The sequence below is a fragment of the Peptoanaerobacter stomatis genome (genome assembly GCF_000238095.2).
In the GTDB taxonomy this organism is placed as follows: Bacteria; Bacillota; Clostridia; order Peptostreptococcales; family Filifactoraceae; genus Peptoanaerobacter; species Peptoanaerobacter stomatis_A.
The window spans coordinates 1,714,989-1,729,021 of sequence record NZ_JH815225.1; the positions used below are offsets into that span (position 1 = coordinate 1,714,989).

General features: G+C 31.2%; 10 protein-coding genes. 5 read left to right on the forward strand and 5 right to left on the reverse strand.

What is annotated here, in order from left to right:
* Nucleotides 1-58 precede the first annotated feature (58 nt).
* From HMPREF9630_RS07520 to xdh, 3 genes are all read left to right on the forward strand, one after another.
* Nucleotides 59-706 carry a hypothetical protein gene (locus HMPREF9630_RS07520; RefSeq protein WP_009527905.1) on the forward strand — a complete coding sequence of 216 codons (648 nt, stop codon included), beginning with the start codon at nucleotides 59-61 and terminating at the stop codon, nucleotides 704-706.
* Nucleotides 707-1,031: 325 nt separating this feature from the next.
* Entirely contained in the window at nucleotides 1,032-2,354 is a 1,323-nt protein-coding gene (gene ssnA, locus HMPREF9630_RS07525; protein WP_009527906.1) for a putative aminohydrolase SsnA, read from the forward strand.
* 248 nt (nucleotides 2,355-2,602) lie between these two features.
* Nucleotides 2,603-5,179, forward strand: coding sequence for a selenium-dependent xanthine dehydrogenase (xdh, locus tag HMPREF9630_RS07530; RefSeq protein ID WP_009527907.1), 2,577 nt, complete (start codon nucleotides 2,603-2,605; stop codon nucleotides 5,177-5,179).
* A gap of 307 nt (nucleotides 5,180-5,486) precedes the next feature.
* Here the strand turns inward: xdh and HMPREF9630_RS07535 are convergent, their stop codons facing one another.
* The 5 genes from HMPREF9630_RS07535 to HMPREF9630_RS07555 form a co-directional block, all read right to left on the reverse strand.
* Nucleotides 5,487-6,407: a DUF4097 family beta strand repeat-containing protein gene (locus HMPREF9630_RS07535; RefSeq protein ID WP_009527908.1), complete on the reverse strand. Its 921-nt coding sequence runs from the start codon at nucleotides 6,405-6,407 to the stop codon at nucleotides 5,487-5,489.
* Complete coding sequence (locus HMPREF9630_RS07540; RefSeq protein ID WP_009527909.1) at nucleotides 6,361-7,089, reverse strand: DUF1700 domain-containing protein; 729 nt, start codon at nucleotides 7,087-7,089, stop codon at nucleotides 6,361-6,363. The genes HMPREF9630_RS07535 and HMPREF9630_RS07540 overlap by 47 nt, the downstream gene beginning before the upstream one ends.
* A 17-nt stretch (nucleotides 7,090-7,106) precedes the next feature.
* On the reverse strand, nucleotides 7,107-7,415 hold the full coding sequence (locus HMPREF9630_RS07545; RefSeq protein ID WP_009525240.1) for a PadR family transcriptional regulator: 309 nt from the start codon (nucleotides 7,413-7,415) through the stop codon (nucleotides 7,107-7,109).
* Nucleotides 7,416-8,384: 969 nt separating this feature from the next.
* On the reverse strand, nucleotides 8,385-10,106 hold the full coding sequence (locus tag HMPREF9630_RS07550; protein ID WP_009527911.1) for an ABC transporter ATP-binding protein: 1,722 nt from the start codon (nucleotides 10,104-10,106) through the stop codon (nucleotides 8,385-8,387).
* A complete protein-coding gene (locus tag HMPREF9630_RS07555; protein WP_009527912.1) occupies nucleotides 10,099-11,865 on the reverse strand; it encodes an ABC transporter ATP-binding protein in 1,767 nt (588 codons plus the stop codon). The genes HMPREF9630_RS07550 and HMPREF9630_RS07555 overlap by 8 nt, the downstream gene beginning before the upstream one ends.
* A 496-nt stretch (nucleotides 11,866-12,361) precedes the next feature.
* On the opposite strand from HMPREF9630_RS07555, the gene HMPREF9630_RS07560 reads away from it, so the two are divergent.
* Together HMPREF9630_RS07560 and HMPREF9630_RS07565 are read left to right on the forward strand one after the other, a co-directional pair.
* Nucleotides 12,362-13,321: an AraC family transcriptional regulator gene (locus tag HMPREF9630_RS07560; protein WP_009527913.1), complete on the forward strand. Its 960-nt coding sequence runs from the start codon at nucleotides 12,362-12,364 to the stop codon at nucleotides 13,319-13,321.
* 300 nt (nucleotides 13,322-13,621) lie between these two features.
* Complete coding sequence (locus HMPREF9630_RS07565; protein ID WP_009525236.1) at nucleotides 13,622-13,951, forward strand: DUF2325 domain-containing protein; 330 nt, start codon at nucleotides 13,622-13,624, stop codon at nucleotides 13,949-13,951.
* The last annotated feature ends 82 nt before the right edge of the window (nucleotides 13,952-14,033 follow it).

A 14,033-nucleotide genomic window follows, 5' to 3' on the forward strand; every position in this document is an offset into this window, starting at 1 on the left:
GTTGATATTTTAGATGAATATATTGTAGAAGTACTGTAGGGAAAAAGGAAGTGATTTCATGATTTATTATTTTCCGTCATGTAATTTTAAAAAGGCACATGCTGATGTAAGCGAGAAAATCTGCGCATATCTGAGAGCTAAAAATGTCAAAATATTAGGATGTTGCAGGATATCCCAGGACTTACTCAAAGAAGGAGATACTATACTTACAAACTGTACTAATTGTGCCATTATTACAAATGAACTCAGTCCTAATACGCAGGAAAAAAGCGTTTACGAATTTATCTTGGAAGATGATGACTTCCCTTGGAAGGATTTTCACGGAGAAGAGATAAGCGTGCAGGACTGTTGGAAGGCTCATAAAAAAGCCAGTGCTCAAAATGCAGTGAGAAAATGCCTTGAAAAGATGAACATTAAGGCAGTTGAGATTGAAGAAAACTTTGAAAAGACAAAGTTTTGCGGTATATGGAATCTGTCGGAGGTAACTCCACTTAATATGAAAACAGCTCCAAGACTTTTCAAAGAGATAGGAGAAAAATATACCACAGTTCTTTTAGAGGAAGACAAGTTGAAAAAAATGAATGAGCAGGTAGCAAGGCATAAGACTGATAGAATCTTGGTATACTGTAATACCTGTGAAAGCGGACTGAAATTGGGAGAAGGAAAACCTGTTCACTTGGCTGAACTTATTTCAGCAAGATTATAAATTAATATTGAAATTCTTTTAATCTATGGATGACATATATTTATTTTTAAATGCTTATTTGAATTTCAGTCATAGAATAAAAAATATTTAATTTTTTAAGAATACATTTTAAAATAGAAAAAAATACTTATATTTTTAAATAGATGTCTGCACTTAAAATTTTGATAGTATAAGTCTGATTTTAACTAAAAATAAATAAGATGATATACAATAATTTAAACAAATTTTTGTAAAGATATGAAATAATTTACATTTCTGCCATAGGGAAAGCTATAGACCTTATTGCAGATTAATTATAAAAATTTTAATAACAGAGGTGAAGAATATGATAATAGGTAACGGAAGACTTATAACAAATTCGGATAAAGTCGGATTTATGGACAATGGAGCAGTGCTTATAAAAGGCAATGTAGTAGAGGAAATAGGAGATTTTGAAACACTTAAAAAAGCTAATCCCAATGAAGAGGTGCTTGATGCAAACGGTCAACTTATAATGCCGGGTATGATATGCGCTCACTCACATATATACAGTGCATATGCAAGAGGAATGGCACCGAGCGGAGCGACTGATAACTTCTTCAACATATTGGAAAATCTTTGGTGGAAACTGGATAGAAGTCTCGGCTTGGAAGATATAAAACTGAACGCATACACTACATATGCAGAGTCTATAAAATCAGGGGTTACTACACTTATTGACCATCACGCAAGTGGACATTGCATACCAGGAAGCCTTTTTGCACTTGAAGAAGTTGCAAAAAAAATAGGTGTAAGAACATCTCTTTGCTTTGAAACAACAGATAGAGACGGTAAAGAAGCAACAAAAGCGGGAATAAAAGAAAATGTGGATTTTATAAAACATACACTTAAAGATAACGATGATATGGTAAAAGGATTGTTCGGAATGCACGCATCATTTACTATATCAGATGAAACTATGTCTCTTATAAAAGAAGCTATGGAAGGCGTAGATGCAGGATATCACGTACACGTTACAGAAGGTATAGAAGACCAATATGACAGCCTTAAAAAATATGGCAGAAAAGTTGGAGAAAGACTGTACGATTGGGGGATATTAGGAGATAAAACCCTTGCAATACACTGCATACATTTAAGCCAAGGTGAAATGGATATAATAAAAGCTACAGACACAAGTGTAGTTACAAATCCGGAGTCAAATATGAACAATGCTGTAGGAGCGCCACCTGTTGTACAAATGCTTAAAAAAGGCATAAGAGTAGGATTGGGTTCAGACGCATACACACAAGATATGTTTGAGTCAATGAAAGTATCAAATATACTTCAAAGCCATCATTTAGCAGATCCTACAGTAGGTTTTATGGAAACAAAAGCACTTCAATTTGAAAACAATCCAAAAATATGTGCAAAATATTGGGATAAACCGCTTGGAAAGATTGAAAAAGGAGCATATGCTGATATAATAGTTGTAGATTACAAACCTCATACACCTATGTCAGATGCAAACTGGTTCGGACATTTATTATTCGGAGTAAACGGTGGAATGGTGAAACATACTGTAATAAACGGTAAACTTGTCATGAAAGACAGAATAATACTTACTGCCGATATGGATAAGATAAATGCCGATTCTACTCAAAGAGCAAGCGAAATTTGGAAAAATATGTAATATAATAAATAAAAATATTTAAAAATGGATATATTTAATAAAAGGATAGAAAAAAATCTATCCTTTAAAAATATTTATTGTTGATTTTGCAAATTATTGACGATAAGCTATATACTAAAATTCATTAGTAATGATAGAAAAATGGTATTGTGTAAATTTAATAAATATACTTTTATTTATGGATTTTTCACATAAATATATGTTATTCTATTGGAGATTGGTATTACTTACAAAAAAAGGTGAATACAATGCTTGAATTTATACTAAATGGCGAAATAGTAAACTCATATATAGATATGTATCTAATAGACTACCTAAGGGATATTATGCATATAACATCGGTAAAACGTGGTTGTGAAGATGGCAGTTGCGGTGCGTGCATGCTTATAATAGACGGTGTAGCTACATACTCCTGCCATAAAAAAATATCTGATATATTGGGAAAAAGCGTAATAACGGTGGAAGGCTTGGACGAAGAAGAAAAAGAAGTTTATGTATATGCCTTTAAAACTGTAGGAGCAGTACAGTGCGGATACTGTACTCCTGCGATGATTATGTCGGCAAAGGCACTTATAGATGAATATAACTTGCCATCAAAATATCAGATAAAAAAAGCTATAAGCAAAAACATATGCAGATGTACGGGATATGCAAAGATAGAAAAAGCAATAGAATTAGCCTCAAGGATATTTGCAGGAATAGATAAGATACAAAAATCTAAATCAAAGGGTAAAATAGGCGAAATTTTATCTTCAGAAGAAGTGGATGATAAGATACTCGGCATAGCAAAATATACAGACGATTTATATATGAAAGATATGTTATATGGCGGTGCATTGAGATTAGACGTACCGAGAGCCTTTATAAAAAGTATTGATTACACAAAAGCATTAAATCACAAAGATACGGTAGCAATAATAGACAAAAACTCTCTGAAAAAATCAAATAAAGTAGGGCTTGTAAGGCAAGATACGCCTGTATTTGTAGGAGTAGGCGAAGAAACGAGATGTATATCCGACGCTATATGTGCAATAGCCTCAAAGACTAAAAAAGGATTAAAAGAGGCGTTGTCATTAGTAGAAGTGGAGTATGAAGAATTAAAGCCTATAACACATATGAAAGATGCTCTTAAAAAAGACGCATATGATATACATAAAGACGGAAATATATTACAAAAAGTCCTTATAAATAGAGGAGACGTAGATTCAGCCATAAAAAATTCAAAATATGTAATAACAAATAATTACAGCGTTCCAATGACTGACCACGCCTTTTTAGAAACAGAATCGGCACTTGCATATGTTAAAGATGAAGATTTGATACTTTATACATCTGCACAAAATGTGTCAAATATACGAAAACAGCTTGTGAACATATTGGATTTACCTGAAAATAATATAAAAGTATTTATAAAAAACGTGGGTGGAGATTTTGGAGGCAAGAATGATATAACAGTTCAGCATCATACGGTGCTTCTTGCACTTGAAACAAAGAAACCTGTCAAGATGACATTTACAAGGCAAGAAAGTATCAAATATCACTCTAAAAGACACGCTATGGAAATGGAATTTACAACAGCTTGTGATGAAAGCGGAAAACTTACAGCTTTAAAAGCTATAATTATAGCAGATACAGGAGCATATGCCTCAGTAGGAGAAAATGTCATAGAAAAATGCTGTATGCACTCCGCAGGACCATATAATTACCAAAATATAAATATAAAAGGTATGTCCGTTTTTACAAACAATATAAGTTCAGGAGCATTCAGAGGATTTGGAGTTACACAGTCCAATTTTGCCATTGAGAGCAATCTCAACAGGCTTGCAGAACTTGCAGGTATATCGGCATGGGAGATAAGATATAAAAATGCAGTAGATGTAGGAGATATATTGCCTAACGGACAGATAGCCGACAGTGATACTGCATTAAAAGAAACCTTGATTTCAGTAAAAGATTTCTTTTATTCAAAATCATATGTAGGAATAGCTTGTGCTATGAAAAATATGGGAGATGGTGTAGGAAGTAAAGATGTTGGAAAATGCGTATTGCTTGTAAAAAATGACAAAGTTATAATAAAATCCGACATAGCATTTTCAGGTCAAGGAATAGAAACTGCACTTATTCAGATAGTTTGCCAAACGACCGGTCTTTTGCCGGGGCAAATAAAATGCGAATGTATGCAACTTGGCAGTGCAAACACATCAAAACACACATTTTTCATAGGAGAAGCGGTGAGAAGAGCATCTCTTAAATTACAAGAGGCACTCATAAATTCTACACTTAGAAAACTTAACGGAAGCTATTATATAGGAGAATATGTGAGCGTAACAGATCCTATTAATTCCAAAAAAGATAATCCTATATCTCATATCTCATATGCTTATGCTACGCATTGTGTCGCTTTGGATGAAGACGGAAAAGTAAAAAAGGTGATAGCGTCTCATGATGTAGGAAAAGCTATCAACCCTATTAATATACAGGGGCAGATACAAGGCGGAGTTACTATGGCGCTTGGATATGCACTGAGTGAAAAAGTAATTGTAAAAAATGGAGTTGTGCAGGGAGATTTCGGCTCACTTGGAGTGCTTAGAGCCAATCAGGTGCCGGAGATAGATGTAATAATAGTAGAAAAAAATCTCAGCAAACTTGCATATGGAGCAAAAGGAGTGGCTGAAATATCAGCAATACCGACAGTTGCAGCACTTCAAGGAGCATATATGAAATTTGACGGGATATTTAGAACAAAACTTCCATTAGAAGATACTGCATACAATAAAAAGAAACTCAAAAAAAATAACTTCGTATTCAAAAATATGAAGTTTTAAACAGTTAAGTTTCATAGTGAATCAGCTTTATTTATAATAAGGTTAATTCACCATGAAACTTATTTTATTATCTAATGCTAAAAACCAATTAAATATCCACATAATTGTATTATAACAAAATTGCTTATAATCTCATCAAATATGAAATACTTGGTATTATAGATAGTGATTAGTATAAAGTCTTATAGAATAATTGGAAAACATAATAATTAATTTTTCAGGTAGACTATATATATTAATGTTAATTATACAAGCTATCCATAATTTTATTAGAAAATAGGTATAATACTATTGCTTGAACTTCAAACTATTTTATTTTTATAAAACCTGAATCCATTTCTATGTTTATTTTGTCTTTTCCGTTTTTAATTTTTTCGCTTATAGTTTTATCTTCCAACATATATTTTTTACCTAATATATTTACTATACCGCTGTCGCTTTTTACATTTATTTGCGCGTCATAATTTTTTAAATCTATCCGTGCTATCGAATCGGACGCGTCTATATTTATGTTGTAGGATTTTTCACCGCTTAGGCTGATAACTGCGTTATCCGTTTTTAAGTCGGCGGATTTCAAACTCTCTTTTGCCACAAATACTGCACTGTCCGTATTAAACTTCACTTTAAGATTTTGAGCATCAGGTGTTGAAATAACTAAGTAAGGTGTATTTTTGTCAAACTTTTCAGGTGAAGTTATTTCATATTTTGAGCCATTTTGATTTATCTTCATAAGTTTTACATTGTCATTGCTCTTTCTTTTTGAGTAAAAATCTATCTTGTATTTATCGGATTTTTCTATTTGTACACATAAAGATGAAGACGGCAAGTTTATATACAATTCGTCAAATTTATTCAAATTTTCAGTCTTTAGTAAGTATTTGTATTCCTTGGACATTTCATTTTCAAAATAATCACCAAGTGCCATTTCATCAATTACAGTATCGGATACAATGTCGGATACGCCATCCAAGATATTTTGCTCCAAACTTTTAGCAAATAAATTTGCGCCTTTATTGATTATGCCGTAGTCTTCATAATTATCATCAAGAGCATCATCAGTTTCATCTTCGATATAGTCTTTAACAGGATTATATCTATGGCTGTGAAATATTGAATTATGACTGTAGATATCTCTTACATTTGCAAAATCGAATGCGAAAAATGAAATAGCTGAAAGCAGACTACTTATCAAGATTAATATTATTAGAACTTTTAGCAGTTTTTTCATTGTTATTCCTCCTTTTTTTCCATTTAATTGTTATAAATATGTTTTTTATACCTTTTATAATAAGCTTTATTATAAAAAGTCCAAGCAGTATTATAAGAAGTCCGAAAGATATTACGGCAATGGCTGAAAACAGCCTTGTAAGCGGGTGAATAGAAGTAATTATATGATTAGGGAAAATATTTCTTGCGAAAATGGGGTTTATAACGGATATTATAAGTGTTATTCCATATACAAATATAGTAAATACAATCCCTACTATTGAGCTGACAATTCCAAAGAAAATGCCTAATATACCTAATATTATGGCAATTATTACGCCTACAACTCCCATTCCGAAACCGAATATTGCGGGCAAAATGCTTATTACACCTATTATTGCCAATATTGTTAAAATAAATTTATAATTTTTGCTTTTTTTGTTCTCATCTTCTGCGTCTTTTTCGAAGTCTGATTGTTCAAATTCTGCATTTTTAGCTACGAGATGTATTTTTTCACCGCTTATATATTCTTTTGCTATCAACTCAGGTGAGCCAAGCTCGCTACATATATCTTCTTCACTCTTGCCGTTTTCCATTGCTATGTTGAAATGTTCTTCGTAATCCGAGAGGATATCATCTATAACGATTTGAGGCATATCTTTGAGATAAAATTTGAGCAAGTCCAAAAATTCTCTTTTTTTCATATGGTATCATTCCTTTTTTATATTTTCAAAATAGTATTTACCGAGCTTGTAAAATCAGTCCATTCTTTGATTTGCAAGTTTTGTGAAGCTCTGCCGGTGTCTGTGAGCTTGTAATATTTTCGTGGTGGACCTGTTTGAGACTCTTGCAAGTATGTATCCACATATCCGTCATTTTTGAGTCGCCTTAACAGCGGATATATAGTACCCTCCGATATATCTATATGAGCAGATATTTTTTCAACCAGTTCATATCCGTACATATCCTTTTCGATGAGCAGAGATAATACGAGCAATTCCAACACACCTTTTTTGAATTGTATGTTCATAAAACCTCCTTAATACTAATAAGCTTTATCTATTATTTGCTATAAGAATAAAATAAAAAATATTTATCATTTTATAGTTTTTTTATTCTACTTATGATATGAAATATACTATGCTTTAATGCTTGTAAATGCTGAAATAAGCAATAAACTATGATACTAATACCATTGCCCGTTTGAAATGCCATACAATTTTGATTCCTATATAATATATTTTTATATGAATATTTATTGTATTATTTCATAGTATATATGGCTTTTTAAAATATTTTCAGTATAAAAGACAGTAGAATAATAGATATTTTAAGAATTTATTAGCTAAGTAAAATTAAGTATACTTAATAACGTATATAAATTTTATACCTTAATTAAACAGATATTAGTATAAAATTATTTTTATTAAATAGAGTATAACACAAGGTACTATATAATGCAAGGTACTAAATTAAATTTAATAAAAAAGATACATTCGCTATTGCAATTTAGAGAAATTTTATTTGGATTGAAAATAAATCACTCTAAAACGATAGTAAGCATAATAGAAAATAAAATGTGCTCAATATTTCTGGTATAATGATTAAAAAACATCTTTTTTTGAAATATTATTTTTTTTATAAGAAGGCTAAAATAAAGAAAAAAGAGAAGTCATCTATGAAAATATGGATACTTCTCTTTTTTGAAATTATAGTAATACTAATATTATTTTAATTAATGGATAAAGTATATATGAGTTATACTTGATTTTAATTAGTTAATAAATTATTAAAAACATCTATTATTCTATTAACTTTTAATATGTTATATCAAAATTCAACTAAATGATAGTGTTTTATAAATTTAATAAGATAAAACACTATTTACAGTTTTCTTATAAATCATACTGTTATTATATTTGAATTAATGAGAGTAGTAATAGCATCACTATTATTATATTGGGGAAAAGTATGAATTTAGAATAAATATTTTAATATACTAATTATTCTTTTGGAGCTTCCATAATTTGTAAAATTCGCCTTTTTTGTCTATAAGCTGTTTTGATGTTCCTTCTTCTATGAGTTTGCCATCTCTAAGCACTATTATTTTGTCGGCGTTTTCAACAGTTCTTAATCTGTGTGCGATTACTATTACGGTTTTATTTTTTACGAGGTTTGACAGTGCCTCTTGGAGTTTTGTTTCGTTGTCAGCATCTACGCTTGATGTGGATTCGTCTAAAAATATTATAGGTGCGTCTTTTAATATGGCTCTTGCTATTGATATTCTCTGACGCTCTCCACCTGATAAAAGTACTCCGTTTTCTCCGATTTTTGTGTCATATTTTTGGGGTAGCTCTTGTACAAATTCGTCTACCATTGCTATTTTTGCTACCTGTATTACTTCTTCGTCTGTTGCGTTTTTGCGTCCTATTCTGATATTTTCCATAATTGTATTGTTGAAAAGCACTACATCTTGAAATACCATTGAATAGTGTTTGAGCAGATTTTCCGGCTCTATTTGACGTATGTCGCTACCGCCTAATTTTATTGTGCCTGAGTTTATATCCCAAAATCTGAGCATCAATTTTGCAAGTGTTGATTTGCCTGAACCTGATGCGCCTACAAGTGCAGTAGTTTGACCTTGTTTTGCGGTAAAGCTGACATTTTTTATAACTTCAGTATCATTGTAGCCGAATGATACATTTTCGAGTGTTATGTCGAAATTATCTATTTGTTTGTCATCTCCACTCATAAGTTTCATATTGAATATTTCGTCCATTCTTTTTGCTGGTGTGTCTATATACATAAACTCTATTATGAATGAAAGGCAACCGTCCATAGGTGCATATATTACTACGCAGGCGATTATAAGGCATATATAAGATGCAAGCTCAAGATTTCCGTTTGTATATTCGCCAAATCCTACTAATATTGCGAGCGGTACACCTATTCTCATAAGTGTTTTAAGGGGTGCCAACAATAACGGATTGTATATCTCTGCTCTAAGATGTTCTTTTTCTTCGCTGTCGAGCAGTTTTTTAAACTCCGACATAGTTTTTTCTTTTCTTTGATATGCTTTTATAGGCAATATATTTTCAAGGGTTTCTTGAACAAATTCAGTTACTTTTAATTTTTCGTTGTAGTGTTTTTTTTCTGATTGCATTTTTTTATTTTTTGCCAAGTGAATCATAAAAATAGATATTGGGAATGGAAGTATTAGGCAAACAGCCATTTTTAAATTCATAACAGCTATTGATATTGCTATTAATGTTACGGATATTATTGTGCCGTAAAATTCTGGTACTGCATGAGAATATGCGTGTTCTATGGCTTCCATATCTCCCATTATAGTTGCTGTCAAATCTGCCAAATCTCTCTTGTCAAAAAATGAAAGAGGTAATTTGCGTATATGGTTTGACAGGGATATTCTCTTGTTTGCCGTTTCTGTATATGTTGTGGTATATACGCTGTCATATTGCAGATTGTTGGCAAAATATATAGCAAAAAAAGTTATTATTGCCATTACAACATATAATATTGTGGTGTAGCCTGTTTGAGTATGGTACATATAGATGTTCAGACTTTCTCGGATAAAGTTGAACACTACACCCATAGGCATCATAAATGCTATGTTTAAAAGTGCACAATAGATTATACCTTTTAACATATTTTTTGAGCCTTCTTCAGATAACAGGAATTTTTTTTGTAATATGTTAAGCATTTGCAACCCTCCATTTTATACTTCTTGAATAGTTTTCGTAGAGCTGTCTGTAATAAGGACTGTTTTGCATAAGCTCTTCGTGGTTTCCGCTGTCTATGAGTTTTCCGTGTTGCATTATGAGTATCTTATCTACGTTGGTGATTGAATTTAATCTGTGTGCTATCATTATACATGTCTTGCCTTGTTTTAACTTTTCTATGCTTTCGCTTATTTTATGTTCATTTTCAGGATCTGCGTAAGCGGTAGCTTCATCTAAGAGCAAAATGTCGGGGTTTCTTAAAAAAGCTCTTGCGATAGATATTCTTTGTGCCTCTCCGCCTGATACATATGTTCCCTGCTCGCCTATCATAGTGTCCAAACCGTTTTTCATATTTGAGAGTATATCTTCACAACCGCTTAATTTGATTGCATTTAAGATTTCATCGTCTGAATAATCTTTGCCCATGGTTATATTTTCTCTAAGCGTCCTTTTGAGCAATTTGCTTTCTTGGAACACTATGGAAAGTTTTGACAAAAGTATATCTTCTTCTATTGAGCGAATGTCCTGACCGTCTATTTTTATAGAGCCTTTGTCTATATCGTAAAATCTGCCGATTAGCTCAAGCAGTGTTGATTTACCTGAACCGCTTGCACCTACAAGTGCATATGTTTTATTTTTTTCAAAATTGAAGCTTACATCGTTTATTGCAGGAGTTTCTTTACCTATATAAGTAAAACTTACATTTTCAAAACTTATGCCTTCTTGATTTGTTTTTTCTATGTTCATATTAGGCATTTGTTTATTTTCAAAAATATCGTTCAATTTTTCTATGGATATGAAGAACATATTTTTTGCTTCAGATACTGTTGCAAGTTTCATGAGTACGGAGTGGAGCAACATTGACATCAATATATATAAAATTGACTTTGACAACAGTTCAAGCGGTGACGAGCTGTGTCTTATAAGTATCATCGTAAGCGGTCCGAGCAGGATTGTCGGCATAAATAGAGACAGCGTGTAAAATATCATAGGTCTTTTGCAAAAGTTTACGAAAAATTTTGCCTTTTCGTCATAATCCATTATAGATGCATAAAATCTTTGAAAGCTTTCTACGCTTTGGTTAAATACTTTTACAACAGGGATACCTCTTATAAATTCGACTCCGTTTATGCTCAAATTTTCTGATGATTGCATATATTCGCCCATCAGCTCTTTAGTTTTCGGTCCCATTAAGGAAAACATATTTGCCATTCCTATTATCACACCTGCTATGCAAAGCAGTCCGAGCCTGTAATCTACGGATAGTATCATAATTATAAAAAGTATAGGTATAACAGTGGAAGATGCGATATCAGGGAATACATGTGCGATGAATGTATGTGTTTTGGATGCGTTGTCGTCAATCATTCTTCTTATTCTGCCTGTATCTTCGTTTTCAAAATATCCTATAGGCAGTGAGAGCAGGTGATTAATGGCGTTATGTCTTATATTTTTTTCAATACGAAAAGCCAAGAGGTGAGATGCCATCAATCCTGAAAAACTCACGATTATACCTATTATTTGTGATGCGAATATGTAAACAGCATATGATACTATCTTGTTTTTGTCTGCGGAAGTACCGTTTACAATAAGCTCTCTTGCAATCTGCCATATGAGATAGTAGGGTATAACGGATAAAATGCCATAAATAGCCGAAAAAATTACAGTCAAATAATAAAGTGGCATTTTTTCATTTGCATAAAAAGCTACAACATTTTTAATGTTTATTTTTTTATTCATATTGTTGAATTCCTCCTTTTACTGATATATAATTAAGATATGTGCAAGTTTTATTTATAGCAAAATAACTTAAAAATGAATAACAAATATATGTAAATCGTATATCAATGCTATTATCCGATTAAAGACATATATTTTTTAATAAACTTGCAAATATTTTAATTTACTATATTTTGAAGTTTATATTTGAGTTTACTATATAAATATTTTGCGATACCTTGATAAATTAATGATACAAAATATGATTATTTATTTCAAGTGTATATGTTTAATAATGACTAAATGTATCAGTTGGGCTAATCGTAATAATTAATTTACTTATAGAAATATATTTATACCAAATATTGGTGTAAATTATAAAATAGCTAAAGTTTATATAATTTGTTGTTTTAGAAAATATGATTTTTTGAATATATAATTATAATGTAATTAGTGTTTAGTATGAGCATATATTGATTTATAGAAATTAAGAATTGACTATAAAGGAGGGGCAGTTATGAATTATGGATATGAAAAGTTTTTAACAAGTGTAGGTTTCACTTTGGACGAGGAGTGCAATTTATTTTCTCCTATAGGAGTTACGTACAAGATAAATGTAGAGGAAATGGACGGATATTACTGGTTTTACACAAATGATTATTTTTCCGTAAATATCCACGATTTTAATGTAAAAAAAGACATAATAGTAAATCACACTCAAGATGATTTAAGCGATACCTATGTAAGCATATCATATATCAAGTCCGTACATGGTGAGTGCCTTACTCCATATCAGTCGGTTACGGACAATATGACATTTACATATTTTCATAAAAAAGGAGTTTTCAGATTCTTGCTTCATGGAGGTTATCCGTATTTTTCCGTAGGGATAGAATATAAGGAAAAATTTATAACAGAGTTTGTTGAAAAAACATCAAATTTGGATAAAGAAATATTGGAAGAAGCATTTCAGCAATTAAATTCTTTGGAAGAAATACCGGAGATACAAAAAATTGCTGATGATATTTTGAGTTATGATAAGAATTTCCCTGCAAGTGAGATATATTACGAGGTAAAAGCCAAGGAATTATTGAATATAGCTATAAACAGATATTTTGAAAGGAAAGAGAGTAAAGCCAAGATAAGCAGGCAAGACGATATATCACTCGATAATGTGTGTAAATATATCAACGACCACTACTCATCAGATATTTCACAGGATTTGTTATGCAAAATAGCACTTATGAGCAAAACAAAATTGAAAGATTCATTTAAACAAAAGTATAATATGAGCATTACCGAATATATACAAAGAAGACGTATGAATGTTGCAGAGCATATGCTCATAGCGACAAACTTAAATATATCCGAGGTTGCAAGAGCGGTAGGGTACAATTCGCACAGCAGATTTTCAACATTGTTTAAAAAATATAAAGGCAATCTTCCACAAGAAGTAAAAAAATTAAGTTTTTATTAGGATATAATTGTAATTTTTATTTGCAAATGGTTAGACAGTATCTTTCGTGATAATTAGCCTATTAAAAAGCACACTACTGGCATAGTGTGCTTTTTTTGGTGGAACTGTTTAACTTATTGCATTTATTAAAGTAATTATAATATAAGATAATATATTTGTCAATTAAATAATAATAATCGTAAAAACATTAAATCAATTTACTTAGAATATACATAATAACTATTGACAATTGATAAAAAAAATCATACAATATACTAAGAATAATTATCATTTAATTTTTTTGAAAGGAAAAACATATTAATGAAAGCATTATTAGTAGGAGCCGATACATTAGGCAAAATACCGAATACGCTTAAAGATTTCGGCATAAATGATTACATACATTGGCAAGGCAGAAAAAAAGGCATGAGAAACTTAAAAATGCCGGAAGTGGATATGGTTATAGTATTTACAGACTTCATAGAGCATGGACTTACAATAAATGTCAAAGACAGAGCTAAAAGAGATAATATTGAATGTATATTTTGTAAGCGTTCATGTACAGACCTTACCTGTAAACTTCAAAATTGTAAGTTGTGTAGTAAGAATTGTCAAAACTGTCCTAATGCTAATTTAAATATAATTCAGTAGTAGGGCGGATTAAATTTATTTTTGGATTTTTAAATAAAAATCGGAATAAGTAGCCTGTATAAATATAAAAAGATGTTCCCAA